The following is a 25,680-nucleotide window of genomic DNA, read 5'->3' on the forward strand; positions in this document are numbered from 1 at the left end:
GACGGGACGACCTTGGTCAACTCGCGGTTCACAGCGGCGAGTGGTTAACTCTTGCGGTCCCGCCTGTCACCAGATCGGCAAGACGAGGAACCCACCTATGGCAGACATCACTGGAGACCAGCGGATCCAGTCCGAAGTGCTCGAGGGCCTGGCGACGGCCGTCAACCACCGGCGCTGGTTCATCGAGCTCGCCGTCCCCTATCTCGGTGAGAACCCGATCGAGATCGGCAGTGGCCTCGGCGACTACGCCCTCGAGTGGGCTCCGCACGTCCCCCGGTTCACCGCGACCGAGGCCGACCCCGACCGGCTCGTCCTGCTCAAGGAGCGGATGGCTGCCGAGCCGAAGATCGAGGTGCGGCAGATGCTCCTGCCGACCACCGAGACGGCCGACCACAGCGCCCTCGTGTCGTACAACGTGCTCGAGCACATCGAGGACCACGTCGGTGCGCTGCGCAGCATGGCGCAGCTGGTCCGCCCCGGCGGCCGCATCATCCTCATCGTCCCGGCCTTCATGTTCGCCATGAGCCAGGTCGACATCGCGACGGGCCACGTCCGCCGCTACACGAAGAAGACGATGCGGGCGGCCATGACCGAGGCCGGCCTGGAGATCGAGAAGCTGCACTACGCGAACGCGCTCGGCCTCATCGGCTACTACATGGCCACGAGCGTCTTCAAGCTGGCCCCGAAGGAGGGGCCGATGGTGAAGATCTACGACACCACCGTGCTCCCGGTGACGAAGGCGATGGAGAAGGTCGTCCGGCCGCCGTTCGGCCAGTCGGTCTTCGTGGTCGCGCGCACCCCCAGCTGATTCACAGCGAATCGTCACCCCGGCGGCCGCCACGCGGCCGCCGGGGTTCTGCTTTCTCACGCCCGCACCTGGAACGTCGGCCGCAACGTCGCCCGCGCCAGCGTGTGGAACGTCAGGTTGAAGCCGACGTACGCCGGCGACGCGTCCGGCGTCACGTCGAGGGCGTCGACGTCCAGCGCGTGCACCGCGAAGACGTACCGGTGCACCCGGTCGCCGGGCGGCGGCGCGGCCCCGCCGTACGCGGCGTCGCCGTAGTCGTTGCGCACGCAGAACGCGCCGCCCGGCAGGTCGCCCGCGCCGCGCTCCAGTGAGGTCACCGACGCCGGCAGGTTGACCAGCGACCAGTGCCAGAACCCGCTGCCCGTGGGGGCGTCCGGGTCGAAGCACGTCACGGCGAAGCCGCGGGTGCGCTCCGGGAAGCCGGACCAGGACAGCTGCGGCGACGTGTTCTTGCCGCCGGCGCTACCGTGCACGAACAGCTCGTCGAGCGGCTCGCCGTCGTGGACGTCCGTGCTGTCCAGGGTGAACGACGGGACGGCCGGCAGGATGTCGTACGGGTCCGGGGCGAGCTCGCGGTCCAGGCTCATGCGGGATCCTCCTCCAGATGGCGGGACGGTCGGTGACCGTTACCCCGCTCGCCCCGTCGCAATCGCGCGGCGAGGGGCGCGCCGTGACCGGCGCGCCCCTACCGTCCGTCGGCCCGATCAGGCCTGGGCCTCCCACGTGAACGGCATCGACGCCGTCTTGCCGTTGGCGGCGTTGTTGTCGACCAGCGTGTAGGTGAACTTGAAGACCCGCGTCTGGCCGGTGCCGGTCGGGGTCCACGTGGTCAGGCCGTTCGCCCAGCCGGTCGCGGTCCAGGTGCTCATGAGCGCGTCCGGGAAGATGTCCGCGACGGTCTCGGTCCAGCCGGTGCAGCTGCCGAAGCCGCCGCCGGTGCCCATCTCGACCTTCAGGCGCAGGTAGCCGGCGAGACCGGTGCCGCCGGGGACGGCGCCGTACAGCTTCACCGGGGCGGTGGCGCTGCCGTTGTAGGTGACGGCGATGCACTTCTCGCCGGTGCTGACGCCGGTGGGGGTGAGCCCGGAGACGTTGAACATGGCCGCCTCGGAGTCGTCGTCGACCAGCGCCACGGAGCCCGCCGCCCAGTTGTTCGTGGGGTTCGCCGTGGTGGCGGTGAACGCCGCCTCGGACGCCTTCCACACCATCACGCCGCTGCCGAGCACGCCGGCCAGCACGGCGACGACCGCGGTCGGCACCATCCAGCCGCCGATCCGGCCCTTCTTCCTGCCTGCCATCTCTCGCCTCCTCCTGCTTACCGGGCCGTGTTCGGCACCACGTCGGATCTGTGCCCTGTCCATCGGCACCTGGCGGCCGACCTCAAGGAATGTGGCGCGCGGCACGCCGGCACTCAATCCGGCGCCGAAACGGTCGAAGAGGACGACGTGACCCGTGCGCAGCAGCGGCCCCGGTACGTGGCCCGGCACGCCGCGCCGCGCGGACCCGTCCTGACGCGCGGTGAGACGGCCGTGCTCACCGTGCGGCTGGTGCTGTCCGCGGCGGTGCTGACGGCCAGCACCGCCGTGCTGAGCCTGTTCGTCTGGACGCTGCTGCCGCTGGCGGTGGGCTGGTCGCCGTCGGTGGTGCTGACCGGGTCGATGCTGCCGTCGATCCAGCCGGGCGACATCGTCGTGGCCGCCCCGCTGGACGAGGGCGAGCAGGCGGCGCCGGGGCACGTGCTGCGCTTCGTCGACCCGTCCCGGCCGTCGCGGTACCTGCTGCACCGGGTGGTGCGGGTGAACGAGGACGGCACGTACGTGACCCGCGGCGACGCGAACCGGTCGGAGGACACCGCGCCGGTGCCGCCGGCGAACGTCACCGGCATCGCCCGGCTGCGGGTGCCCCTGGTGGGCCTGCCGGTGGTGTGGCTGCACGAGCGGGACTACCTGCCGCTGGGCCTGGCCGTCGTCGCGCTGTTCGCCGCCGCCCAGCTGTTCGCGGGACTGCGCACGCTGACCGACGAGCCGGACGACCCGGACGATCCGGACAGTGAATCGGACTTCTCGGACGAAGAACCCCTCGGGTGCGACCCGGCGTCCGACGAGGCCGACGACGATCTTGACGCGCCGCAGGTCAGACGGCTGATCGCCGCGACGAGGTGACGGGCGCTTCGACGCCTGCGAAACTCTTCAGACCCGGCGCTGCTGCGCCGATGAGCCAACCAGGCGTCGGAGCGGCGCCGTGCGGCCCCGCCCCGCCCCCGGGCCGCACACCATCCGACGGACGGGAGGGCGCACGTGGACCAGCGAATCCGCGCGTTCCCGCTCTGGTGCCGCCGGAACCGGCCGACCCTGATCGCCGCCGCCGTCGCCGTCGTCGCGAGCGCTCTGTTCCTGCTCAACGAGCTCGGGCCCACCGTGCCCGTCGGGCTCATCTGGCTGTCCGCGCCCGTCTCCGCCGTCCTGGCCACCGCGTACTGCGCCCGCACCTCCCGGCAGCCCTTCCTGACGGCGCAGGCCCGCGCGTACTGGCGCACGGTCACCGGCGCCGTCGCGATGGTCGGCGTCGGGGCCCTGTCCGGCGCCGCCGACGCCGTGCTCAACCCGCACATGACCGTCCGCCAGCCGCCGCTGCCGGCCCTCGCCAGCTACTCCGTGGCGCTGTTCCTGCTGCTCTGGGCGCTGTACCGGATCCCGGTCAACGCCGGCAGCAACGGCGAGCGCCTGCGGGTGTGGCTCGACGCGGCCACCGTCGCCCTCGGCACCGGCGTCTTCCTGTGGCACTTCTTCACCAACACCGGCGTGCCGGGCAGCGGCGACGCCAACGCCGAGTTCTGGATGCTGGCGATGGTGCTCATCGGCATCGGCGCCGTCGCCAAGGTGGCCCTGTCCAACGACGGCGTCATCGACCGCGGCTCGCTGCGCCTGATGGCGGCCGCGCTGATCGCCGGCTCGCTCGGCACGGTGCCCCAGCGGCTGCTCATCGAGCAGCCGAAGTACAACGCCATCCTGTACGTCATCCCGGTCGTCCTGTTCTACGTCGTCTGGTCGGCGGAGCAGCAGCGCCGGGCCGGGCCCGTGACCGCGCTGCCGGGCCGGCGCAACCCGTTCAGCGTGCTGCCGTACCTGGCCGTCGTGGCCGTCGACGCGCTGCTGCTGTCGCTGGTCGCCGCGCGCCAGACCGCCCACCTGCCGCCCGTCGCCACAGGTGCGGTGCTGCTCACCGCGCTCGTGGTGATCCGGCAGGTCACCGCGTACCGGGAGAACCGCAGCCTGCTCGACCGGCTGGAGCACGGCGCCACCCACGACGCGCTGACCCAGCTGCCGAACCGCGCGTACTTCGCCGAGCGGCTCCAGCACGCGCTCGCCAACAACAACGGCCGGCCGCTCAGCGTCGCCCTCATCGACCTGGACAGCTTCAAGACGATCAACGACACGCTCGGCCACGGCACCGGCGACGCCCTGCTCGTCGCGGTCGGCCGCCGGCTCGCCGCGCAGCTGACCGAGCACGACACCGTGGCCCGGCTCGGCGGCGACGAGTTCGTCGTCGTCCTCGACGGCACCGACCCCACCGGCGCCGACATCGCCGTGCAGCGCATGCTCGACTCGCTGTCGTCGCCGTTCTGGGCGGACGGCCACGAGCTGCTCGTCAGCGCCAGCATCGGCGTCGCCGACGGCCGCGACGGCGACAACGCCAGCGAGCTGCTGCGCCAGGCCGACGTCGCCATGTACGCGGCGAAGCGCCAGGGCGGCGCCAGCCACCTGCACTACCGCCCCGACATGGGCGGCAGCTCCAACGACCACGCCCACCTGGGCGCCGAGCTGCGCGCGGCCCTCGGCACCGACCAGCTGTTCCTGCTGTACCAGCCGCTGGTCAGCCTCGACGACGCCAGCATGGTCGGCGTGGAGGCGCTCATCCGGTGGAAGCACCCGGAGCGCGGCCTCGTCTCGCCCGCCGACTTCATCCCGCTCGCCGAGCGCACCGGCCTCATCCTGCCGCTGGGCCGCTGGGTGCTGGCCCGGGCCTGCCGCCAGGCTGTCACCTGGACCGAGCGCTACGGCGACGCCGCCCCGCAGGTCATCAACGTCAACGTGTCGGCCCGCGAGCTGCGCGAGGCCACCTTCCCCGACCAGGTCGCCGAGATCCTCGCCGAGACCGGCCTGCCGCCGCACCGCCTGGTCCTGGAGATCACCGAGACCACGGTGCTGACCCTGGGCGCTTCGGTGACGAACCTGCACGCGCTGCGCGAGATGGGCATCCGGGTGGCCCTCGACGACTTCGGCACCGGCCAGTCCACGCTCACCCTGCTGCACGACTGCCCCGTCGACGAGCTGAAGCTGGACCGCTCCTTCACCCAGTCCGACGCCGGTGACCGCCGCGACACGATGGCCGTCGCCGTCATCCAGCTCGCCCGCGCGCTGGGCCTGGACACGGTCGCGGAGGGCGTCGAGACCGCCCAGCAGGCCGACCGGCTGCGCGCCCTCGGCTACGAGGTGGTGCAGGGCTTCTACTTCGCCCGCCCGCTGTCGGTCGAGCAGGTCGAGGGCGAGCTCGCCGCCGCGCACACCCCGGCCCGGGTGGCCTGAACCCCTCACCCCGGCCCCCGGCCGGTCGATGGTGACCTGCGACACGGTACGACCATCCGACGGGGGAACCATGACCACCGAGACGCCGTACGGCACCGAGCCGGCCCGCCCGCTGCCGGGCTTCCTGACGCCCGACGCGGACCCGGCCCCGCCCGGCTACCTCGGCGCGCCCCCGCCGGCCTACCCCCCGACGCCCGCGGCGGCCCACCCGCCGGCCTACGCGCCCACCTGGGCCCCGGCGCCGGCCTACGCGCCGGCACCCGCGCCGGCACCCGCGCCGGCACCCGCGCCGGCCGCCTATGCGCACGCCTGGGCCCCGGCCCCAGCCGCGCCGCCCGTCCCCGCCTACACCGCCGCCCACGCGCCCGCCGGGAAGGCGCCCGGGGTCGGCTGGGTGGTCGTCACGACGCTCGTGCTGGGCGCGCTCGGCGCGATCTCGGCCGCGCTGCGCGCAGGCAAGGCCCGGGCCGCCGGGCACAGCACCCGCCGGTACTGGGTCGCGTTCTGGGTGCCGTTCGTGCCGTACGCGGTCTTCTGGACGGCCTGGCTCGCCACCTCCGGCCCCGAGTACGACGCCACGACGGTCGAGCAGGCCGTGCTGAGCGACACCGGCGCCGGCCGGCCCGCCGCGGCCGCCTGCGCCGCCGAGCTGGTCGACTCCGACGGCGTGGGCACGTACTCGTGCCTGCTCACGGCCGCCGACGGCCGGCAGGGCACGTTCCGGATCGTGGTGTCGGGCGACGGCCGGTGGGTCGCCCAGCAGACCTCCTGACCGAGCGCGGCACGGCCGCGGCCCGCTCCCCACGCAGGGGAACGGGCCGCGGCCGTGCTGTCCCAGCTCAGTTCGGGCTCTCGCCGCCCGCCATCTTGGCGACGGTCGGGCTGTGCTGGGCCGACGACGTCTGGTCCTTCTCGTCCGGGACGGACGAGAGGGTGGCCGTCCGGGCCGGCTCCGGGGTCATCGCGGCCGGGATGGTCTCCTGGCCGACGGCCCCGATGGGCTGGCTCGGGTCGTACTCGTCCCACTGCTCCTGCTGCCGCTTGCGCAGCACCATGGCGCCGATCGCACCGACCGCGAGGCCGGCGATGCCGAGGCCGAGGAGCTTGCCCTTGCTGCTCGACTGCTTGCGCCCCACCATCTTGCGGGCCTTGCGGTCGAGCTTCTTGGCCTGCTTGCCGCCGGCCTTGCGGGTGGTCTTGCCCGCCTTGTCGGTCTTGCGACCGGCCTGCCGCGCGCCCTCGGTCGCCGCGGCGGCGAGCGGCGCGAGGGTCGCCAGGGCGGTGCCCCAGCCGCTGGAGGCCACGTCGCGGACCTTGCCGGCAGCGGGCTGCACCCGGCCGCGGGCCGACTCCAGCTTCGGGCCGACCGTGGCACCCGTGCCGCGGGCCGCATGGGTCGCCGCCGCCCTGAAGTGCTCCACGCCCTGACCGAACTCACTGCGCGCCATCAGTCCATGGCTCTTGCGCCGCACGATTCCGAACACCAGTGCCCACCTCCTGTGGTTCCGTCTCCTGCATCCTCCCCCGTCAGGTACCCCCGTACACCCGGAACGGGCACATGGGAGTATCCGTATGGAAAGAACTGTCTGCGCCGATCCGCCCACGTGGACGGGCCGGCGACCGTAACGACGACAGGAGTACCCGTGGCTGAGGCTGTCTACGCCACCCTGCACACGAACCATGGCCCGATCCGCCTTCAGCTGTTCCCGGACCACGCGCCGAAGACGGTGCGCAACTTCGTGGAACTGGCGCAGGGCACCAAGGAGTACACGGACCCCCGGACCGGGCAGAAGGGCAGCGGCCCCTACTACGACGGCACGATCTCGCACCGGGTGATCGCCGGCTTCATGGTCCAGATGGGCGACCCGACCGGCACCGGCCGCGGCGGCCCGGGCTTCCAGTTCGCCGACGAGTTCCACCCCGACCTGGTGTTCGACCGGCCGTACCTGCTGGCGATGGCCAACGCCGGGCCCGGCACGAACGGCTCGCAGTTCTTCATCACCGTGGGCCCGACCCCGCACCTGAACCGCCGTCACACCATCTTCGGCCAGGTGGCCGACGACCAGTCCGCGAAGGTCGTGGACTCGATCGCGAACACGCCGACCGGCCCGCAGGACCGGCCGCGCGAGGACGTGGTCATCGAGCGCGTGGAGATCGAGAGCTGATCTTCCCGCCGGGTACATTCGAAACATGAGTGCGCCGACGACCCCGGTCTGTTACCGCCATCCGTCGCGGGAGACCGGGGTCCGGTGCGTCCGGTGCGACCGGCCCATCTGCCCGGACTGCATGAACCCGGCGTCGGTGGGCTTCCAGTGCCCCGAGTGCGTGGCCGAGGGCCGCCGCACGCAGCGCCAGGCCCGCACCGCGTTCGGCGGCAGCCTGTCCGGCCAGGCCGGGTACGTGACGAAGGCGCTCATCGGCCTCAACCTGCTGGCGGCCGTGATCGGCGTCGTGATCGCGGGCATCCCGACGCTGATCGGCAACGGGCTGTTCACGGGGGTCACGGCCTACCAGGCGATGGGCGCCGTCACGCCGTTCTCGTTCACGCTGGCCGCCACGGGCGAGCTGTACCAGGGGGCGGTGCCGGGCATCGGCACGGTGTTCCCCGGCATCGACGACGGCGGCTTCTACCGCCTGGTCACGGCGATGTTCATCCACTACGGCCTCGTGCACCTGCTGTTCAACATGTATGCGCTGTGGCAGCTGGGCCGGCAGCTGGAGACGGTGCTCGGCCCGGCCCGCTTCGCCGCGCTGTACCTGATCGCCGGGCTGGGCGGCAACGTCGCGGTGTACCTGCTCGACCCGGGCGGCCTGGGCGCGGGCGCGTCGACGGCGCTCTTCGGCCTGTTCGCGGGCTTCTTCGTGATCCTGCGGCGGCTGGGCCGCGACACGTCGGGCATCGTGGCGCTGCTGGTGATGAACGTGATCATCACGTTCCTGATCCCGAACCTGTCGTGGGAGGGCCACATCGGCGGCCTGGTGACGGGCGGGGTGGTGGCGGCCGCGCTGGCCTACGCCCCGCGCGAGCGCCGCACGCCGGTCCAGGTGGCCGGCTGCGCCGCCGTGGTGCTGCTGCTGGTCGTGGTGACGGCGGCCCGCGCGCTCACGGCTTAGCGCCGGTCCGCAGCGCGGCGAGGGCGGCGGCGACGTCCTCGGGCGCGGTGCCCAGGTCGTACTGGCTGAACAGGTGCAGCTGGTCGCCGGTGTCCAGCTCCAGCATCTCGCTGGACAGGCCCACGCGTTCCCGGCGGTCGACGCGTACCCGCTCGATCTGCTCCCAGGCGAGCCGGCGGCGGCGCGACCAGCCGGACACGACGGTGACCCCGCCGGTGTCGGCGCTCAGGCGCACCGGCACGAGCAGGTCGCGGGCGGCCCAGGCGGCGAGGCCGGCGGCGCTGACGCCGGCGAGCACCCAGACGACGACGTCGTCGGGCCGGATCAGCCACGCCAGCAGGGGCAGCAGGACCACGCCGGCGAGCTTCGCGGCGGGCAGCTTCGGGGGAACGCGCCAGGCCATCTCGTGCACCGGACGAGCGTACGGTGAAGTCATGCGTGACGCGGTGATCGTGGGCGCCGTCCGGACCCCGCTGGGCCGGCGCGGCGGCGGCCTGTCCGGGGTGCACCCGGTCGACCTGTCGGGGCACGTGCTGCGGGCGCTGGCCGAGCGCACCGGCCTCGACCCGGCGGACGTGGACGACGTGCAGTGGGGCTGCGTGAGCCAGGTCGGCGAGCAGTCGTGGAACGTGGGCCGCAACGCGGTGCTGGCGGCGGGCTGGCCGGAGTCGGTGCCGGGCGCGACGATCGACCGGCAGTGCGGGTCGAGCCAGCAGGCGCTGCACGTGGCGGCCGCCGCGGTGATCGCCGGGCAGGCGGACGTGGTGGTGGCGGGCGGCGTCGAGTCGATGAGCCGGGTGCCGATGGGCTCGTCGGCGACCGTGTCGGGGGTGCCGTACGGGCCGGCGGTGCGGGAGCGCTACGCGGGCGTGCCGGGCTTCGGCGACGGCGAGCCGGTGCCGTTCAACCAGGGCGTCGGCGCGGAGATGATCGCCGCCCGCTGGGGCTTCACCCGCGGCCGGCTCGACGAGTACGCGCTGGCCAGCCACGCCAGGGCGGCCGCCGCCGACTACTCGGCCGAGATCACGCCGGTGGGCGGGGCGAAGGAGGACGAGGGCATCCGCCGGGACACGACGCTGGAGAAGCTGGGCGCGCTGAAGACCCCGTTCCGGCCGGACGGCGTGGTGACGGCGGGCTCGGCGTCGCAGATCTCGGACGGCGCGGCCGCGCTGGCGGTGACCACGAGCGAGTGGGCGGCGGCGCACGGGCTGCGGCCGCTGGCCCGGGTGCACACCGCCGTCGCCGCCGCGGACGACCCGGTCGTCATGCTCACCGCGCCGATCCCGGCCACCGCGAAGGTGCTGCGCCGCGCCGGCCTCACCCTGGCCGACATCGGGGTGTACGAGGTGAACGAGGCGTTCGCGCCGGTGCCGCTGGCGTGGCTGGTGGAGACGGGCGCCGACCCGGCCCGGCTGAACCCGCGCGGCGGCGCGATCGCGCTGGGCCACCCGCTCGGCGCCTCGGGGGCGCGGCTGGCGACGTCGATGCTGCACCACATGCGGGAGACCGGCGTCCGGTACGGGCTGCAGGTCATGTGCGAGGGCGGCGGAATGGCGAACGCCACCATCGTCGAGCGGATGTAATTAGACATTCATCGCGGTGGTGCCGTCACATAACCAAAAGTCCTACCGTTGAACCGCGCATGGACGTGTTCTCCCGTACGTTCCTCCCCGCCACGGCCGAGGCCGGTGTGCCCATCCCCACCGTGTCCCGCCACATGCCCATCGTCCGCCGCTGCGTCGACGGGGACGACACCACCGTGCTGGTGTCGCGCTGCGTCGCCGGCGGCCGCGCTGCCATGCTCGTGCTTACCTACCGCCGCCTGGTGGTGACCAGTGAGACCCGGGTGATGCGGCGCCTGCACCTGCACCTCAACACCGACCTGCGGCACCTCAGCAACGTGACGTGGAGCCCGGACCTGCGCCGCGGCGGCGTCGAGCTGGCCGCGGACGCCGTGGACGGGGTGCGCGAGCGCTTCTTCCTGCGCGTCCCGCAGGCGGACCAGGTGTGGCACACCGCCGAGCTGCTGGAGCACGTGTTCCGCGGCCGCGCCGGCCTGCGCACCGCGCCCGTCCCCGCCCACGCGGCGGCGCACGCGGAGCCCCGCCTGTTGACGGGCGTGCGACACTTCAGCCCGGCCACGGCCTGAGGCGTTACGCTGGGCGCCCCCTTCGGTTAGGAGCGCCGCGTGAAGCTCTCGGTCCTCATGCCGGTCTTCAACGAGCAGGAACGCGTCGGTGAGGCCCTCAAGCAGGCCCTCGCCGTCGAGTACCCGTGTGAGATCGAGCTGATCGTCGTCGACGACGGCAGCCGCGACGGCACCCACGAGATCCTCGCCCGGCACGACGACGACCGGCTGCGGGTGCTGACCCACCCGCGCAACCGGGGCAAGGGCGCCGCGATCCGCACGGCCGTGGCCGCCGCCACCGGCGACTACCTGGTCATCCTCGACGCCGACCTGGAGTACGACCCGCAGGACATCCCGGTGCTGCTGCAGCCGGTGCTGGACGGGCGCGCCACCGTCGTCTACGGCAACCGCACGTTCGGCAGCCACAGCGCGTACAGCTTCTGGTACGTGATGGGCAACCGCGCCGTGACCACCGCCGCGAACGTGCTCTACAACTCCTACATCGGCGACCTGGAGACCTGCTTCAAGCTGCTCCCGACGCCGCTGTACCGGTCGCTGGACATCCGCTCGCAGGGCTTCGGCATGGAGGCCGAGCTGACCGCGAAGCTGCTGCGCCGGCGCATCCGCCCGTACGAGGTGCCGATCAGCTACCGGGCCCGCAACCGCGAGGACGGCAAGAAGATCACCTGGCGCGACGGCGTCGAGGCGCTGTGGATCCTGGGGCGCGAGCGGGTCAGAGCCAACCGCTGATCGAGGCCCGCAGCCCGGCCGCGTCCAGCCCGTGCCACCGCGCGTGGTCCTTCGGGCTGCCGTAGCGGCGCAGCTCGGCCCGGCCCACGCCCAGCGCGAGCAGCCGGTGCGGGCGGTCGGCCAGCGCCTCGGCGACGAGCCGGCTCGACGTCCCCGCCAGGTACGGCTCGACCAGCACCACGTCGGTCCCGGCCAGCGCGCGCAGCGCGGCGGTGTCGAGCGGCCGGGGCGTCGCCGTGTACGCCACGGTCACGTCGAGGCCGGCCGTCGCCGCCAGCACCGGGTCGAGCATCGGCCCGACCGCCACCACCAGCGCCCTGCCGCCGCCGCGCACCACGGTGAGGCCGCGCGGTGCGTGCGCCGCCCGGTTCTCCAGCGTGGACAGTCTGATGTAGACGCGGTCGTCTCCCGCGGCGGCGGCGCGCAGCAGCCCGGCCACCTCGTCGCGGTGCCCCGGCACGTGCACCGTCCAGCCGTCGAGCGTGTCGAGCAGCGCCACGTCGCCCGGCGACATGTGCGTGTAGCCGGCGCTCGCGGCGTCGTACGACGCCCCGATGCTGACCAGCACCGCGCCCGCGTCCTGGTGCCCCAGGTCGAGCTTGATCTGCTCGTACGCCCGGTCGATCACGAACGGCGCGTACGAGTGCACGATGGGCCGCATCCCGGTCAGCGCCAGCCCGCCCGCCACCCCGACCATGAGCTGCTCGCGGATGCCGACGTTGAGCACCCGCTCCGGGTGCCGCCGCTGCGCGGGCAGGAACGCGTCGGCGGAGATGTCGGCCAGCACCAGGGCGGTCCGCGGGTCGCCCGCCAGCAGCCCGGACGCCGTGTCGACGAACGCCTCCCGCATGCCGGTCACCACTTCGGCTCCACCCGGGCCACCACGACGTGCGGCCGGCGCCCGTCGTGCCCGGTCAGCGCCGCCGCCAGGGCGTCATGGTCGCGCCCGTCCACCACCGCCGAGCTCCAGCCGTGGAACCGCGCCGCGACGCCGCCCGGCCACCCGTGCGTGGCGCTGGCGTTGTCGACCACCACGGCGGTCAGATTGCCGAGGCCGGTGGCGCCCGCGTACGCGACCGCCTCGTGGTTGGCGCCCTCGTCCAGCTCGGCGTCGCCGGTCAGCACGTACACCCGGGCCTGTTCGCCCTGCGCCCGCAGCCCCAGCGCGGTGCCGACGGCCAGGCCGAGCCCGTGCCCCAGCGACCCGGAGCCGATCTCCACGCCGGGCACCAGCGTGCGGTCCGGGTGGTGGCCGAGGCGGCTGTCCGGGCCGGCCAGGTCGTCCAGCCACGCCTCCGGTACGAAGCCCTTCGCGGCGAGCACCGCGTAGTAGGCGGCCGGGCCGTGCCCCTTCGACAGCAGGAACCGGTCGCGGTCGGGCGCGTCCACGGTCGCGGGGGTGACCCGCAGGACCCGGTCGTAGAGCACCCACAGCACGTCCAGGGTCGAGTACGCGCTCGGCGAGTGCTTCTCGTCGCCGGTCAGCCGGCGCAGCAGGGCGGGCAGCCGCTCCGCCCCGGTGGTCGTCGTCGTCATGCCGGTAGCCTGCAACCTGAAGCGCGGTTGAGGTAAAGGGGCAGTGGTGGCGGACACCCTCACCATCGGCGAGCTGGCCGCCCGCAGCGGCGTCGCCCCGTCGGCGCTGCGCTACTACGAGCGGCTCGGCCTGATCCACGCCACCCGCACCACCGGCAACCAGCGCCGGTACCGGCGCACCGAGCTGCGCCGGGTGTCGTTCATCCGCATCGCCCAGCAGGTCGGCGTCTCGCTGGAGGAGATCCGCGACGCCCTCGCCTCGCTGCCGGAGGGCCGCACCCCGAACCGGGCCGACTGGGCCCGGCTGTCCGAGCGCTGGCGGGCCCGCCTCGACGACCGGATCGCGCTGCTGGAGAAGCTGCGCGACGAGCTGACCGGGTGCATCGGCTGCGGCTGCCTCAGCATGCAGACGTGCAAGCTGTACAACCCGGGCGACCGGCTGGCGGCCGAGGGCCCCGGCCCGCGCGTGCTGCTAGCCCCGCGCCAGTAGCACGATCTTGCCCAGGTGGTCGCTCGACTCCATCAGGGCGTGCGCCGCGGCGGCCTGCGCCATCGGCATCGTCCGGTCGACGACGGGCCGGATCGTGCCGGCCTCCACCAGCGGCCACACCTGCTCGCGCACCCCCGCCACGATCCGCGCCTTGTCCTCGGCCGGCCGCGAGCGCAGCGTCGTCGCGGTGATCGACGCCCGCTTCGCCAGCAGCGCCCCCAGGTTCAGCTCGCCGCTGCGCCCGCCCTGCAGCCCGATCGTCACGATCCGCCCGCCGGTGCGCAGCACGTCGACGTTGCGCTGCAGGTAGGACCCGCCGACGATGTCGAGCACCACGTCCGCCCCGCCCTCGGTGGCGGCGACGAAGTCCTCGGCCGTGTAGTCGACGACCCGGTCCGCGCCCAGCTCCCGCAGCCGCTCGTGCTTGGCCGCCCGGGCCGTCGCCACCACCCGCGCCCCCAGCGCCCTGCCGAGCTGGATCGCGAACGTGCCGATCCCGCTGCCGCCGCCGTGCACCAGCAGCGTCTCGCCCGCCCGCAGCCCGGCCACGTCGACCACGTTCGACCACACCGTGCACGCCACCTCGGGCAGCGCCGCCGCCTCGGCCAGGCTCAGCCCGCGCGGCACCGGCAGCAGCTGCCCGCGGGGCACGGCGACCCGCTCCGCGTAGCCGCCGCCGCTGAGCAGCGCGCACACCTCGCGGCCGTCCACCGTCCCGCTGCACTCCAGGCCGGGGTACTCCGGCGCGCCCGGCGGCGGCGGGTACAGGCCGCGGCGCTGCATCACGTCGGCCCGGTTCACCCCCGCCGCCACGACGTCGACGACGACCTCGCCGTCGGCGGGCACAGGGTCGGGCACCTCGGTCCAGGTCAGGACGTCGGGGCCACCGGGCTCGGAGATCGTCACGGCACGCACGCCACCAGTCTCGCGCACGGCGACGGCCCGGGCCTGATGGCCCGGGCCGTCGCGTACGGCTCGCCGCGGTGCTACTCGTGCATCGCCGGGGCGGCGGTGTCCGCCTTGCGGCGCCCGGCGGACAGCCGCCGGGCCGGTTTGCCGCCCGCCGCCGCCAGCACCGCCTCCGGGTCGAACGCCGGCGCCGCCGCGGGCGGCCGGGCCGCGCCCCGCCGGCTCTGCGGCTTCGCCAGGTTCCGCTCCGCCCACTCGGCCACGGCGCCGTCCGGGTTCTCCTCGTTCAGCTCCGCCTCGGTGGCGACGGCCGGCGCCGACGGCGCCTGCGCCTCCTGCCCCGACGGCGTGCTGCGCCGCACCCCGAACAGGTAACCGACGACCGCGGCGATCAGCGGCACGACGGGCGTCAGCACGAACATCTGCCCCAGGTCCTTCACCTGCTGCAGCCAGTCGCGGCGCAGCTCCCGAATCGCCTCCAGCCGGGCGTCCAGGCCGGACGCCGCCGGCAGCAGCGCGGTCGCGTCCGCCGTCGTCGGGTACGTCCACCACGCGTACCCCATCAGGCCCACGAGCAGGAAGAACGCGAGAATGAGCAACCACTTGAACAGCCGGTAGCCGAGCCGCGAGGCCCCGCTCTCCGACTCGGGGAAACTCATCGCGTACTGCCACGGCGACGGCGTCGGCCGATAGGCCCCGGCCACGCCCGTCCCGGGCAGGTAGCGCAGCTCACGCAGCATGCGGGTCGCCTCCTCCGGCGCCATCGAACCCGCGGCGAGATCCTCGATCTGCCGCCCGATCACGGCGTCCTCGAGCCGCCCGAGCCGCCCGGTGCGGCGCTGCCGCGCCCGGTACGCCATCGACCCGGCCAGCACCGCGGCGGCGACCACGACGGCCCCCAGGGTGGTGAGCAGGGCGTACACATTGACCTGGCTCATCGCGCCTCCAAGGCGGTTTTCCGGACGATGACGGACCCGGACCGACCCGCGGTCCGCAACACGACGGTCGGGGTCTCCTTCGGCAGGCCGTCCCACAGCCCGTCGGACTCACCGCTGAACCGCATGTCGCGCCCGTCCAGGTCCCCGATCAACACATCCCAGTCCCCGGGTACGACCAGATCGACGGTCCCGCCCAGACACGCGGCCCGGACCTCCACGACCCCCCGCGGCTCGCTCAGCTCCACAACGACCTTCGCGAACACCGTGGTCACGGACACGACCCGCGGCGACCGCTCCAGCTCCACCCGCCGCGGCACGAACACGGCCAACCCGCTCCACACGTCGTCGAGCTCCGGATCCTGGTCCCCGACCAGCCCGAACACCCCGGCGACCAGCAACGCCGACGCCGTCAGCCCCGGCGGCACACTGATGCCCCCGACCCCGAACGCGGCGGCGAGCAGAATCCCGACGAGCACCGCGGCGATCACCGACCCCACCGGACGCCGCCGCCCCGCATCCACCGCCACCACGACGGCGAGCAGCACACCGAGCACGGGCGCGGGGAAGATGTCGACGCCGGCATACCGCGTCAACAACCCGGCAACGCCCGCCCCGACGAGCAGCACGGGACCGATCCGTCGCCTCACGCCCGATCCTGCCCTCTCTGCACACTCCTGCTCACTGTGGTCCTATTCACCCTAACCACGCAGTTGGAGGTTGATAGCGAAGATTCGCCGAGGTCGATGCGGTTGATCCTCGGACGGGCGACGCGGAGGGATCTGGCAGACTGGATAGCGGCGACACCGGCTCGGCCCGGCGACGCCGGGGAGGGTTCGCCTAGTGGCCGATGGCGGCGGTCTTGAAAACCGCTATGGGTGGTGACACTCATCGTGGGTTCGAATCCCACACCCTCCGCCACTACGACGCGAAAGGCCCCGCTGAGCTGCGTGAACGCAGCCCGACGGGGCCTCTGCCGCATGCGGGGCCGGCCTCACTCGGTCCCGCTCGATCTTGCTGGGGCTGGCACGCTCGCCCAAATGCGGCCCAACGGCCGCCGCGCGTGGCTGCCACACCGACTGCGCAGGAAGGCAGACGCGATGCAGTTCCAGGGCGCCGGCCTAGGGCGACGATCGCACGAAGGAGCCGTCCGACTGCTCGTTCTGCCGGTCGACCAGGGCCTGTTCGATCAGGTACGCCCGCCTACGACGGAACCTGGAACCGCTCGATCGCGGCCGCAGCCTCCTCACACTTCTTGACGTACGGCAGCACCTCCGCCCACCGCGGTCCGCCAGCCTCGCTGTTTTCAAGGAGGACTCGCAGTTCTTCGCGGGCGGCCTCCTGGGCTGCGAACAGGTCGACCAGTTCTGGAGATTCGGACGTCATGGGTCCGATCTTGTCACCCGAGGTAGTCAGCCCGAGGGAGCTCGCACCAATCGAATACGCGAGCCTGCCAGTACAGCAGTGCGGATGCCGGATAGCCGACATGTCACTGACAGCAACGTTCCCTAGCGCCCGTTGCGCAGGTGTGGGCAGGGTCCGTCCGCCTCGGCTTCGAATCCGCCGAACCGGACGCCCATCTTCGTCCAGAAGGTGCCCGCGGTCGGGTAGTGGACCGTGGTGCGCCACCGGTACCCGGGGTGCCGCCGAAGGATGGTACGGATGGTGCGCTCACCCAAGCCCAGACCCTTGTAAGGCTCATATACGTCCAGCTTACGGAGGTATCCGCGCCGGCATTGGTCGCAGACCTGGTAGTCCAGCTTGCCGACAATCCGCCGGCCGAGCCGCAGCAGCATCAGGTGGTGACCGTCAGGCTGCTCTGGCAGCTGGTGCTCGAAGCGCAGCCGCGCCTGATGCCACCAGCGCCGCGGCCACCACCGCCGCAGCGCCACCCGCCGCGGCCACTGGTACGGCTGCGGGTCGGGGAACAGCTCTTGGGACAGCTGCTCGGAGAAGCGCTGCCGGCCGGCTTCGTCGGTATCGGCACCGACGGCATCGAGGTGCTGCAACGCCTGCTCGAGAAATGCGATTCTCGGGTCGTGTTCTTCGCCGGCGTCACCCTGCCGCTCCCGGCACAGCTCGAGCGCCGCCCGGATCCGGGCGGCATCGCAGCCGTAGAGGTTCAAAGCCACCTTCATCGTGGCCGCGAACCGTTCAGGGCCCGCATCCTCCACGTTGCAGGCGAAGCCGAAGGCGGACATGGCATCGCTCTCCGCTTGGGACCTTGGTTCATCCAGGTCGGCCATGCGCGGACCATAACGCCGGAGTACGACACTCGCGGCTGATGTTCTCGCCGGGACCCCGACATGGCCTGGGACCACTTCTCACCGTCTCGGCGCCGCCGCCGTCCCGCAAGGTCCGGGTCAGTGCGTCCCGCGTCGGCAGCTGCCCTCCGCTCTTCAGCCCGCGTACGTCCATCGTGAGCGACCGCCACCGGTTACGGGCACTCACGGAGCCGTAGGCCCCGGTTGAGCCCCACCGGACCGATGCCAGCCGGCGGCACGTCACGCTGTCAGACACCTCGCTTCACAGCGGGCCTCTGGGCGGCCAAGGGCTGATCGCGGCACTGCGACGGCTCACGGACCGCGCCAGACCGCATCGTTGACGCGCTGGGAGACGAGCGACCGCGTCGGCGGACGGTGGGCGGACCTGCCCTTCCAAGGCCGGACTCGGCTGGTTGTGTGGATGGAAAAAGTGTGACGGCCGGCGCAATTGCGGGCAACATCAGACATGGCCCAGACCACCCCCGAAGAGTTCTTCGCCGAGGTCGGCGAGGGCCTCACCGTCTTCCGGCACGTCGACGACCTGGTGCGCCGTGTCGCGCCGGACGTCACTGTGCGCGTCTCGAAGAGTCAGGTGGCGTTTCGCCGGCGACGTGGCTTCGCCTTCCTCTGGCTGCCCGGGCAGTACCTGGCGAAGCCGGCGGCCGACATCGTGCTCTCGATCGCGCTGCGCCGGCGTTTGCGCTCGGACAGGTTCAAGGAGATCGTGCACCCCGCCGCCGGCACCTGGATGCATCACCTGGAGATCCATTCCGTCCGGGACGTGGACGACGAGGTGGCCGGGTGGCTGCGGGAGGCGGCGGGGGACGCCGCCGCCCCGGGATCCGCGAGGGGATGACCCCCGGTGCCGGCCTGCCGGTGACGGCCACCGGACACAGTGGCCTTCGGCGGCGGGCACCGCGAGACTGGGGCGATGGTGGAGTCATGACGGCGGCGGCGCTCGCGCCCGGCGGGTGACGCCGGGATGGCCGGGGACGGGTCGCGGCGGGCGTTGATCGTGGCCAATGCGGTGTACGACGATGCCGGGCTGGCCGGGTTGGTGGCGCCGGCCGGGGATGCCGCCGGGCTGGCGCGGGTGCTGGCGGATCCGGAGGTCTGCGGGTTCGAGGTCAGTGTGCTCGTGGACGGGTCGTCGGCGGAGGTGCGGCGGGCGGTCGACGATTTCCTGGCCGAGCGGGAGCGGGGGGACCTGCTGCTGTTGTACTTCTCCTGCCACGGGTTGAAGGACGAGCAGGGGCGGTTGTACTTCGCGGCCCGCGACACCCGGCGCGACCGGTTGCCGTCCACGGCGACGCCGGCGGGGTTCGTCAACGAGCTGTTGCTGGGGTGCCGGTCGCGGCGCAAGGTGCTGGTTCTGGACTGCTGTTACAGCGGCGCGTTCGCCACCGGGTTGCGGGTGAAGTCGGATCCGCAGGTGCACACGGCCGCGCACTTCGACGCGCGGGGCATGGTGGTGCTGACGGCGTCGGACGCGGCGCAGTACGCGTTCGACGGGGATGCGGTGCGGGGTTCGGCGGCGCGCTCGGCGTTCACGGAGGCGTTGATCGCGGGGTTGGCGACGGGCGAGGCGGACCTCGACGGGGACGGGCTGGTCTCCGTCGACGACGCGCACGAGTTCGTTCGCCGCCGGCTGGCCGACCTGCCGCAGCGGCAGAGTCCCCGCAAGTGGGAGTTCGACGTGCAGGGCCGGATCGTGCTGGGCCGGTCGGGGCGGCCCGCCGGGGCGGCGGCGCCGCCGGCGGTGCTGCCGCCGGCGCCCGCCGGGGCGGAGCCGGTCGTCCGGCAGCCGGCCTGGTGGGGCGCGCTCGCGGCGGCCGCGGCCGCCGCCGCTGGGGTGTCGGGGCTGGTCGGTTGGGTGCTGGCGCGGTGGGCGTACGGGGCGCTGCCCGACGAGTACGTGGCGCCGGGTGTCGCCGGTGCGGCGCTGGCCGCCGCCCTCGCGGGGGGCGCCTGGGGTGCCGCCTACGCCGTGGTGGGGGCGCTCGGCCCGCCGGTGCGGGCCGACGGGCGCGGGCCGTTCCTGCGCTGGGCGCGGCTGCTGGGCACGGTGGTCGTCCCGCGCAAGCCGCGCCCGTTCCTGCGGGCGCTGGCCGAGGCCGTGCCGCTGAACGTGGCCGGCACGCTGGCGGTGTGCGGGGCCCTCGCCGCGCTCACCCACCCCGCGCTCGGCGCCGAGGGCCGGGAACGCCTGTTCCACCTGGCCTTCGTCGTGCTGACCGCGGTGCCGCTCGGGGCGTATCTGCGCCGCGCGGCGGGGCCGGACTGACGCTCAGCGCCGGCGGCGGGCGGCCCAGCGGCCGCGCAGTTCCATCGTCACGGCGCCGACCACCGTGGTGGCCAGGCCCAGCCCGATGAGCAGCATGAACATGCCGACGCCGTACAGGCCGGTGTCGTCGGTGGCGGCGGCATGGGCGGTCCAGGCCGCCGTGAACGCCACGGTCAGGGCGGCGCCCGCCGGGACCGGGCGGACGCCCGCCAGGAGGGCGCCGACGAACAGGGCCAGCAGGGTCACGGCGCAGCCGACCACCTGCCACGCCTCGTACGGGCCGCTGCTGACGCCCGTCGCCGGGTCGACCTGGTACTGGCTGTCCCAGCCCAGCCATGCGAACCACGTCAGCACGGCGCCGGCCGCGACGGCGATGGTTCCCAGCACCGGGAAACGGGGGTTGGAACGGCTCTGGCCTGCGGAGATCGAAGTCATGGCGGTGAACCTACGGGGGCGCCGGCCGGGCGGTCCTGAGCTGGCGTACTCAGCCCGGGTACTCAAGGGATACTCGTCCGGTGAGCTGGGCGCCGGTGTGGCAGGCCGCCGGCATGTTCTCGGTGACCAACATCGACGACCTGCTGGTGCTCGCCGTGTTCTTCGGGCGGGTGGCCGGGCGGCGGGCGTGGCGGGTCGTCGCGGGGCAGTACCTGGGGTTCGCCGGGATCGTCGCCGTGGCGGTGGTGGGGGCGCTGGGCGCCGGGCTGCTGCCGGACGCCGTCGTGCCGTACCTGGGGATCCTGCCGTTGGTTCTCGGCCTGAAGGCGGCGTGGGCGCTGTGGCGCCGCGGCGACGACGACGGCGAGCCCGCCGACGCGGTCGGGGTGTGGCAGGTCGCGGCCGTCACGTTCGCGAACGGGGGCGACAACATCGGGGTGTACGTGCCGGTGTTCGCCGTGGCCGGCGGCGGGGCGATGGCCGTGTACGTGGCGGTGTTCCTCGCCGGGGTGGCGGTGTGGTGCGCGGGCGGCTGGTTCCTGGCGACGCGGCCGGTCGCGGCGCGGGTGCTCGGCCGGTGGGGGCACGTGATCCTGCCGGTGGTGCTCATCGGGATCGGCGTGGTGATCCTCGTTGAGGGCGGCGGCTAGGACGGCGGCGAGGAGGGCGGCGAGGGCGGGGGCGGGGTCTCCCGGGCCAGACGCAGGGCGTCCAGGCGGGCCTGGGCGCGCTGCACCGCCGCCCGGGACCGTTCCAGGAACGCGTCGCTGCGGTCCAGCCGGGAGACCTCGCGGGCGAACGCCTCCTCGATGCGGTCCAGGGGGTCCGGCGGTTCGGTGTCGCCCTGGGCGGAGCGCTCGTCCAGCAGGCGTTCGCGGGTCGTGGCGTTCGTCTCGCGGCTGTCGGCCAGCGCCTCGCGCTCGTTGGCCTCCCGTTCGCGGCGCTCGGCGATCACCTCGCGCTCGGCGACCACCCGTTCGCGCTCCTCCACCGCCTCGCGCTGGACGGTCGTCTTCGCCTCCAGGCCGGCCAGCCGCCGCTCGCGGGCGTCCAGCAGCCGCTCGCGGGCGTCGAGGGTCTGCTGGCGCTCCGTCAGGTAGCGGTCGCGCGCATTCCAGTTGTCGTCGGGGAACACCCCTCGATCGTAAGCGGACGGCCCGGGCCCGGCGGCGTCACGACGGGGCGAACGAGACGTCCTTCGTCTCCACCGTGCCGGCGGTGCGGCCCGGGGCGGTCTGGTCGGCCCAGTACAGGTTCGTGTGGGCGATGACCTGGCCGGGCGGCGGGGCGCCCCACTGCGACAGGTCCTCGGTGGTGTGCGCGTCGCTGACCAGCGTGGTGTCGTACCCCCGGACCAGCGCGCCGTGCAGCGTCGAGCGGACGCAGGCGTCGGTCTGCGCGCCGGTGACGACCAGCCGGCCGACGCCGAGCCCCGCCAGCACCGTCTCCAGCGTGGTGTCCTCGAAGGAGTCGCTGTAGTTCTTCTCGATGCGCGGCTCGGCCGGGTCGGGCGTCAGCTCGCCGACGATGCGCCACTCGTCGCTGCCGTACGCCAGGCCGTCATCGGAGTGCTGGACCCAGACGACCGGGACCCGCTCGCGGCGGGCCCGCTCGACGAGACCGGCGATGTTCGCCACGACGGCGTCGCGCTCGTGGGCGCCCGCCACGACGCCCTGCTGCACGTCGATGACCAGCAGGGCGGTGTGCGGCCGGTTCGGCAGTGTCGTCATGGTTGTGACCGTAGTCCCAGCCGCTCCTCCAGCAACTCACGCAGCGGCCCGGGCAGGCCCGGCGTGGCGGCGAGCGCGGGCAGGCGGTCCCGGTCGGTCATGAACGCCCCGAACGCGGCGGCGATCGTGACGCCGTGCGCGGGGCGGTCGGTCACCGTCACCGGGTCGCCGGCGCGCACGTCACCCGGCTCGACGACCCGCAGGTACGCGCCGGGCCGGTTCTCCAGGGTGAACGTCCTCAGCCAGCGCGGCTCGCCCATCTTCGCCTGGAACGTGGCGCACGGGATGCGCCCGAACGTCGGCTCCAGCACCAGGTCGGCGCCGATGCGCCAGCGCTCGCCGATCACGGCCCCGTTGACGTCGACGCCGGCCGTGGTGAGGTTCTCGCCGAACAGGCCGCCGGGCAGGGTGCGGCCGAGGCGCTCCTCCCACCAGTCGTAGTCCTCGCGGGCGTACGCGTAGACGGCCTGGTCGTCGCCGCCGTGGTGCTGGATGTCGAAGATCTGGTCGCCGACCAGGCCGCTGTGCAGACCGGTCGTCTTCGGGCCGGGGGCGCGCACCGCGACGGGTCCGTCGACGGGCCGCTTGTTGATCCCGGTCACGCCGACGGACTTGGCGGTGCTCAGCTCGGGGACGGCGAGGTTGACCGACAGGATCGTTCCCATCCGCCCTGCATACCGGGCGCGGGCCCGGAAGTCGACGGCGTTTCGCGGCCGCCCTGCACGAACGGCCGACCCGCGGATCGACACCGCCCGGAAGAAGAGTCCCAACGGCCGGGTCACCGGCGTCCCGTCCGTCACTACCCTGTGCATCTGCCCGATCACCTGGAGGTGCAGGGGTGGCTCTGTCCAGGAGTCCGCGCGTCTACGCGCTGCTCGGCGCCGGCGTGCTCACCCTCGGCGGGCTCGCCGCCGTCGCGGTGCTGCTGTGGCCGCAGGCCGACGCGCCGGCCACGCCCGCCGCCCCGGCCGCCCCGGCCGACGCCGTCGTCGTGCGCACCACGGCCGACCCCGGTGAGCCCGAACGCCTCGCCGCCGTCACCGCGCTCGTCGCACAGCTGCCCGCGCAGTTCGCCGCCGCGGACACCAGCGCGCTCACCGCGAGCGCCCGCGAGCAGTTCGGCGACGTCCGCCGCGCGCTGCCGGCCGGGACCACGCTCGCCGTCGACCCGGCCAGCTGGCACCGCACCGGCGCCGTCGCGTCGATCACCGTCACCGCCACCCGGCCCGGGCAGCCGGGCGTCCGGTTCCGGCTCGTCACGGTGCAGGAGGGCGGCGCCTGGCGCGTCCTCAGCACCACCCCGATCGACGAGGCCCGGTGAGGGCCCGCCGCGCCGCCCTGGCGGTGCTGCTGGTCCTGACCGTCCTGGCCGTGCCGGTGGCGCCCGCCGCGGCCGAGGTCCCCGCACCGCCCGCCACCTGCGGCGCGCCCGTGCAGCTGGCCGGGCTGGAGAAGGGCGTGCAGCGTCGGCCGCACGCCGACGGCAGCTGGACCCCGATCCTGCTCGTGCACGGGTGGTTCCTCGGCAAGCCCGGCATGTGGTCGGAGCCCACCGACCTGTCGACGCTTCCCGTCACGCCGAAGACGCAGCACAGCCTGCTCGGAAACCTGCAGAAGCTGCCCGGCGCGGCCGTGTACACCCTGGACTACACGGCCGAGGCGCACCGCTTCTTCCTCGCCGACGGCGGCGGCGCGGACAAGTTCCTCAAGGCGGAGGGCTGCCTGACCGCCCACCCCGCGTTCCGCGGGCACCGGATGATCGTGGTCGCGCACTCCATGGGCGGCCTGATGACCCGGTGGTCGCTGACCGACCGGGCGCCGGGCGGCGCCGAGCGCCGCGAGCGCGTCGGGCTCGTCGTCACCCTCGGCACGCCGTACGAGGGCTCGCTGATCTCCGGGATCGGGTCGTCGCTGGCCGACGCGGCGGCGGACGCGGCGGCGGCGTCCAACCGGGCGACGGCGGCGCTGTTCGCGATCCTGCACCAGCTCGTGGTGCTGTGCCGGGACCTCGACGTGGTCGGCTGCGACCAGCTCAACTACGTCGTCGACTGGCTGGCCGCCACGCACGCGTTCGCGCCCGGCAGCCCGGAGATGACGCCACTGAAGCCCTACCCGGGCGGGACCCGGGTCCACACGCTGACCAGCCGCCTCGTCGTCGAGACCGGGCCGGGCCTGTTCTTCCTGCGCGGCCCGGACGTCGACATGGGCGACGTCGTCGTGCCGGTGGCGTCCGCGACGTCCGGCGACCACCCCGAACGGGTCGCCGAGTGCCGCGTCACCTCCTCGCCGCTGCGGGCCCGATGGGACCGCGAGCTGGCCGCGCTGGGGCAGAAGGCCGACCTCGACGTGCGCACGTACTGGCTGCTCGCGCTGCTCGGCACGTGCTTCCACGGCAACGAGGCCCGGCTCATCCAGCACACCAACGAGGTGCTCGGGCTCGTCGCCGAGGAGCTGGCCCGCAGCGAACCCGGCTACGCGTACGCCACCGGCGGCGAGCTGGCCGTGGTCGGGGGCGACCGGGTCACCCACCGGGCCGCCGGCGCCGTCGCCGGACCCGCCCGGTTCACCGCCGACGGCCGGTACGCGTTCGCCGCCACCGAGGACGGCGCGATCCTCGCGCTGAACGCCGTCGACGGGACCCGGCGCACCGTCCGGTGCGGCTGCGCCGACGCCGTACCCGTCGAGGGCTCGGTGGTGGCCTGGGTCGACCGGGGCGGCGCCGTCCGGCTGCAGGACCTCGCCGGCACCGCGGCCGCCCGGACCGTGCGCCCGCCGCTGCCCGCGGGCCAGCGGGCGAGCGCGGCGGTGGCCGGCGGCGACGGCGGGTTCGCCGTGCTGACCCGCGGCGGTGCCGGCGGCGCCCTCGTCTGGGCGCGACCCGACGGCGGCGGCCGCACCGTGGACACCTTCGGCGAGCTGGCCGAGGTGCAGGCGGTCGCCGCCGGCCGGGGCCGGCTCGTGTACTCGGTGATCGAGTCGTTCGGCGGACTGCGGCCACCCCGGGCCGGTCCGCGTGGCCGACCTCGGCGGGGGCGCCCCCGCCGACACCGCGACGGCCGCCGTCACCGACGGCTCCGACGGCGCCGCCGAGCCGTTCCTGCGCGACGCGTGGTGGGGCCGCGACGGCCGCCTGTACGCCACGATGAGCAGCTCCATCTGCGACCCGTCCGGCGGCGTCCCGATGATGCCGCCGAGCCTGTGGCGCCTCGACGGCACGCGCTGGGTCAGCGTCGACGGCGGCCCGCTGCTCGCCGTCCGGCAGGTCGGCGCGGCCCTCAAGGCCGTGGTCACCGGCGACGGCACCCTCTACAGCGAGCTGCGCGGCGGCGCGGGCGTCCGCATCGCCGCGGACGTGCGCAGCATCGCCGCCCCACCCGGCCCCGACGACCCGGCCGCCGCGCCGGCGGGCGAGCCGCGCGGGCCCGCGTACGGGCCCTGCCTGTCCCGAGCCGAGTTCGAGCGGGCCGCCGACGCCCAGGCGAGCACGGTCTTCGAGGGCAGCCCGGTCGACCTGACCGTCACCGGCGCGGTCACCTGCCAGGCCGGTCAGGCGTACGCGCCGGTGCGCGGCTACGACGCGATCGGCTGGGTGGTGCTGCGCTACCAGGAGCGGCGGTGGACGTGGGCGCTGGACCCGTACTGGCGGCAGTACGGCGACGACCCGTGCGGCGCGGTGCCGGCCCGGATCAGAGCCCGGATGAGCTGCTGAGG

At 74.0% G+C, this 25,680-nt stretch carries 31 protein-coding genes and 1 tRNA gene; 16 read left to right on the forward strand and 16 right to left on the reverse strand.

What is annotated here, in order from left to right; genetic code table 11:
• Positions 1–97 precede the first annotated feature (97 nt).
• Positions 98–808 carry a class I SAM-dependent methyltransferase gene (locus Sya03_RS09040; RefSeq protein WP_203937760.1) on the forward strand — a complete coding sequence of 237 codons (711 nt, stop codon included), beginning with the start codon at positions 98–100 and terminating at the stop codon, positions 806–808.
• Positions 809–864: 56 nt separating this feature from the next.
• Here Sya03_RS09040 and Sya03_RS09045 read toward each other — a convergent pair whose 3' ends face one another.
• Both Sya03_RS09045 and Sya03_RS09050 read right to left on the reverse strand, forming a co-directional pair.
• Positions 865–1,395 carry a YbhB/YbcL family Raf kinase inhibitor-like protein gene (locus Sya03_RS09045; protein WP_203937761.1) on the reverse strand — a complete coding sequence of 177 codons (531 nt, stop codon included), beginning with the start codon at positions 1,393–1,395 and terminating at the stop codon, positions 865–867.
• Positions 1,396–1,512: 117 nt separating this feature from the next.
• Complete coding sequence (locus tag Sya03_RS09050) at positions 1,513–2,106, reverse strand: hypothetical protein (protein WP_203937762.1); 594 nt, start codon at positions 2,104–2,106, stop codon at positions 1,513–1,515.
• Between the two features lie 147 nt (positions 2,107–2,253).
• On the opposite strand from Sya03_RS09050, the gene Sya03_RS09055 reads away from it, so the two are divergent.
• The 3 genes from Sya03_RS09055 to Sya03_RS09065 all read left to right on the forward strand — a co-directional run bounded on the left by Sya03_RS09055 (position 2,254) and on the right by Sya03_RS09065 (position 6,166).
• Positions 2,254–2,970: a signal peptidase I gene (locus Sya03_RS09055; protein WP_203937763.1), complete on the forward strand. Its 717-nt coding sequence runs from the start codon at positions 2,254–2,256 to the stop codon at positions 2,968–2,970.
• A 135-nt stretch (positions 2,971–3,105) separates the two neighbouring features.
• Entirely contained in the window at positions 3,106–5,394 is a 2,289-nt protein-coding gene (locus tag Sya03_RS09060; protein WP_203937764.1) for a putative bifunctional diguanylate cyclase/phosphodiesterase, read from the forward strand.
• A gap of 70 nt (positions 5,395–5,464) precedes the next feature.
• On the forward strand, positions 5,465–6,166 hold the full coding sequence (locus Sya03_RS09065) for a hypothetical protein (RefSeq protein WP_203937765.1): 702 nt from the start codon (positions 5,465–5,467) through the stop codon (positions 6,164–6,166).
• 67 nt (positions 6,167–6,233) lie between these two features.
• Here Sya03_RS09065 and Sya03_RS09070 read toward each other — a convergent pair whose 3' ends face one another.
• Positions 6,234–6,878, reverse strand: a complete 645-nt coding sequence (locus tag Sya03_RS09070) for a hypothetical protein (protein ID WP_203937766.1) — start codon at positions 6,876–6,878, stop codon at positions 6,234–6,236.
• 159 nt (positions 6,879–7,037) lie between these two features.
• On the opposite strand from Sya03_RS09070, the gene Sya03_RS09075 reads away from it, so the two are divergent.
• Complete coding sequence (locus Sya03_RS09075; RefSeq protein ID WP_203937767.1) at positions 7,038–7,559, forward strand: peptidylprolyl isomerase; 522 nt, start codon at positions 7,038–7,040, stop codon at positions 7,557–7,559.
• 25 nt (positions 7,560–7,584) lie between these two features.
• Complete coding sequence (locus Sya03_RS09080; protein WP_203937768.1) at positions 7,585–8,508, forward strand: rhomboid family intramembrane serine protease; 924 nt, start codon at positions 7,585–7,587, stop codon at positions 8,506–8,508.
• Here Sya03_RS09080 and Sya03_RS09085 read toward each other — a convergent pair.
• A complete protein-coding gene (locus Sya03_RS09085; protein ID WP_203937808.1) occupies positions 8,498–8,911 on the reverse strand; it encodes a PH domain-containing protein in 414 nt (137 codons plus the stop codon). The genes Sya03_RS09080 and Sya03_RS09085 overlap by 11 nt on opposite strands.
• A 31-nt stretch (positions 8,912–8,942) precedes the next feature.
• Between Sya03_RS09085 and Sya03_RS09090 the strand changes: the two genes are divergently transcribed.
• The 3 genes from Sya03_RS09090 to Sya03_RS09100 are packed head-to-tail and all read left to right on the forward strand — an operon-like array spanning position 8,943 to position 11,386.
• A complete protein-coding gene (locus Sya03_RS09090; protein WP_203937769.1) occupies positions 8,943–10,091 on the forward strand; it encodes a thiolase family protein in 1,149 nt (382 codons plus the stop codon).
• Positions 10,092–10,150: 59 nt separating this feature from the next.
• Positions 10,151–10,657, forward strand: a complete 507-nt coding sequence (locus tag Sya03_RS09095; protein WP_203937770.1) for a hypothetical protein — start codon at positions 10,151–10,153, stop codon at positions 10,655–10,657.
• A gap of 39 nt (positions 10,658–10,696) precedes the next feature.
• Entirely contained in the window at positions 10,697–11,386 is a 690-nt protein-coding gene (locus Sya03_RS09100; RefSeq protein WP_203937771.1) for a glycosyltransferase family 2 protein, read from the forward strand.
• On the opposite strand, the gene Sya03_RS09105 is transcribed toward Sya03_RS09100, so the two are convergent.
• Together Sya03_RS09105 and Sya03_RS09110 are read right to left on the reverse strand one after the other, a co-directional pair.
• A complete protein-coding gene (locus Sya03_RS09105; RefSeq protein WP_203937809.1) occupies positions 11,370–12,236 on the reverse strand; it encodes a transketolase family protein in 867 nt (288 codons plus the stop codon). The genes Sya03_RS09100 and Sya03_RS09105 overlap by 17 nt on opposite strands.
• Before the next feature lie 5 nt (positions 12,237–12,241).
• Positions 12,242–12,922, reverse strand: coding sequence for a thiamine pyrophosphate-binding protein (locus Sya03_RS09110; RefSeq protein ID WP_203937772.1), 681 nt, complete (start codon positions 12,920–12,922; stop codon positions 12,242–12,244).
• Positions 12,923–12,968: 46 nt separating this feature from the next.
• On the opposite strand from Sya03_RS09110, the gene soxR reads away from it, so the two are divergent.
• On the forward strand, positions 12,969–13,412 hold the full coding sequence (gene soxR / locus Sya03_RS09115) for a redox-sensitive transcriptional activator SoxR (protein ID WP_370871919.1): 444 nt from the start codon (positions 12,969–12,971) through the stop codon (positions 13,410–13,412).
• Here the strand turns inward: soxR and Sya03_RS09120 are convergent.
• The 3 genes from Sya03_RS09120 to Sya03_RS09130 form a co-directional block, all read right to left on the reverse strand.
• Complete coding sequence (locus tag Sya03_RS09120) at positions 13,395–14,327, reverse strand: NAD(P)H-quinone oxidoreductase (RefSeq protein ID WP_203937774.1); 933 nt, start codon at positions 14,325–14,327, stop codon at positions 13,395–13,397. The two genes, soxR and Sya03_RS09120, sit on opposite strands and share 18 nt — an antisense overlap.
• Positions 14,328–14,398: 71 nt before the next feature.
• Positions 14,399–15,259, reverse strand: a complete 861-nt coding sequence (locus Sya03_RS09125) for a hypothetical protein (protein ID WP_203937775.1) — start codon at positions 15,257–15,259, stop codon at positions 14,399–14,401.
• A complete protein-coding gene (locus Sya03_RS09130; protein WP_203937776.1) occupies positions 15,256–15,885 on the reverse strand; it encodes a hypothetical protein in 630 nt (209 codons plus the stop codon). The genes Sya03_RS09125 and Sya03_RS09130 overlap by 4 nt, the downstream gene beginning before the upstream one ends.
• A gap of 200 nt (positions 15,886–16,085) precedes the next feature.
• Between Sya03_RS09130 and Sya03_RS09135 the strand changes: the two genes are divergently transcribed.
• A tRNA-Ser gene (locus tag Sya03_RS09135) sits at positions 16,086–16,177 on the forward strand.
• Positions 16,178–16,459: 282 nt separating this feature from the next.
• Here Sya03_RS09135 and Sya03_RS09140 read toward each other — a convergent pair.
• Both Sya03_RS09140 and Sya03_RS09145 read right to left on the reverse strand, forming a co-directional pair.
• On the reverse strand, positions 16,460–16,642 hold the full coding sequence (locus tag Sya03_RS09140) for a hypothetical protein (RefSeq protein ID WP_203937777.1): 183 nt from the start codon (positions 16,640–16,642) through the stop codon (positions 16,460–16,462).
• 122 nt (positions 16,643–16,764) lie between these two features.
• Positions 16,765–17,502, reverse strand: a complete 738-nt coding sequence (locus tag Sya03_RS09145) for a hypothetical protein (protein ID WP_203937778.1) — start codon at positions 17,500–17,502, stop codon at positions 16,765–16,767.
• A 484-nt stretch (positions 17,503–17,986) separates the two neighbouring features.
• Between Sya03_RS09145 and Sya03_RS09150 the strand changes: the two genes are divergently transcribed.
• Both Sya03_RS09150 and Sya03_RS09155 read left to right on the forward strand, forming a co-directional pair.
• Positions 17,987–18,376, forward strand: coding sequence for a DUF5655 domain-containing protein (locus Sya03_RS09150; protein WP_203937779.1), 390 nt, complete (start codon positions 17,987–17,989; stop codon positions 18,374–18,376).
• Between the two features lie 126 nt (positions 18,377–18,502).
• Positions 18,503–19,804 (forward strand): caspase family protein, encoded by a 1,302-nt coding sequence (locus tag Sya03_RS09155; protein WP_275411438.1) that lies wholly within the window; start codon positions 18,503–18,505, stop codon positions 19,802–19,804.
• Positions 19,805–19,807: 3 nt separating this feature from the next.
• On the opposite strand, the gene Sya03_RS09160 is transcribed toward Sya03_RS09155, so the two are convergent.
• Positions 19,808–20,239 (reverse strand): hypothetical protein, encoded by a 432-nt coding sequence (locus Sya03_RS09160; protein WP_203937781.1) that lies wholly within the window; start codon positions 20,237–20,239, stop codon positions 19,808–19,810.
• A gap of 80 nt (positions 20,240–20,319) precedes the next feature.
• Between Sya03_RS09160 and Sya03_RS09165 the strand changes: the two genes are divergently transcribed.
• Positions 20,320–20,889 (forward strand): cadmium resistance transporter, encoded by a 570-nt coding sequence (locus Sya03_RS09165; protein WP_239107248.1) that lies wholly within the window; start codon positions 20,320–20,322, stop codon positions 20,887–20,889.
• On the opposite strand, the gene Sya03_RS09170 is transcribed toward Sya03_RS09165, so the two are convergent.
• Genes Sya03_RS09170 through Sya03_RS09180 form a run of 3 tightly spaced genes read right to left on the reverse strand, consistent with a single transcriptional unit; the run spans position 20,886 to position 22,634 of the window.
• Positions 20,886–21,374, reverse strand: a complete 489-nt coding sequence (locus tag Sya03_RS09170; RefSeq protein ID WP_203937782.1) for a hypothetical protein — start codon at positions 21,372–21,374, stop codon at positions 20,886–20,888. The genes Sya03_RS09165 and Sya03_RS09170 overlap by 4 nt on opposite strands.
• Before the next feature lie 37 nt (positions 21,375–21,411).
• The gene (locus Sya03_RS09175; RefSeq protein ID WP_203937783.1) at positions 21,412–21,969 is read right to left on the reverse strand and encodes an isochorismatase family protein; all 558 of its coding nucleotides are present in this window, start codon (positions 21,967–21,969) and stop codon (positions 21,412–21,414) included.
• Complete coding sequence (locus tag Sya03_RS09180; RefSeq protein WP_203937784.1) at positions 21,966–22,634, reverse strand: MOSC domain-containing protein; 669 nt, start codon at positions 22,632–22,634, stop codon at positions 21,966–21,968. Before Sya03_RS09180 ends, Sya03_RS09175 begins: the two co-directional genes overlap by 4 nt.
• Before the next feature lie 173 nt (positions 22,635–22,807).
• Between Sya03_RS09180 and Sya03_RS09185 the strand changes: the two genes are divergently transcribed.
• Entirely contained in the window at positions 22,808–23,290 is a 483-nt protein-coding gene (locus Sya03_RS09185) for a hypothetical protein (RefSeq protein WP_203937785.1), read from the forward strand.
• A 1,150-nt stretch (positions 23,291–24,440) separates the two neighbouring features.
• On the opposite strand, the gene Sya03_RS09190 is transcribed toward Sya03_RS09185, so the two are convergent.
• Positions 24,441–24,866 (reverse strand): hypothetical protein, encoded by a 426-nt coding sequence (locus Sya03_RS09190; RefSeq protein ID WP_203937786.1) that lies wholly within the window; start codon positions 24,864–24,866, stop codon positions 24,441–24,443.
• Between the two features lie 116 nt (positions 24,867–24,982).
• Between Sya03_RS09190 and Sya03_RS09195 the strand changes: the two genes are divergently transcribed.
• Positions 24,983–25,678, forward strand: a complete 696-nt coding sequence (locus tag Sya03_RS09195) for a hypothetical protein (protein WP_203937787.1) — start codon at positions 24,983–24,985, stop codon at positions 25,676–25,678.
• The last annotated feature ends 2 nt before the right edge of the window (positions 25,679–25,680 follow it).

The sequence above is a fragment of the Spirilliplanes yamanashiensis genome (assembly GCF_016863475.1).
GTDB lineage: Bacteria > Actinomycetota > Actinomycetes > Mycobacteriales > Micromonosporaceae > Spirilliplanes > Spirilliplanes yamanashiensis.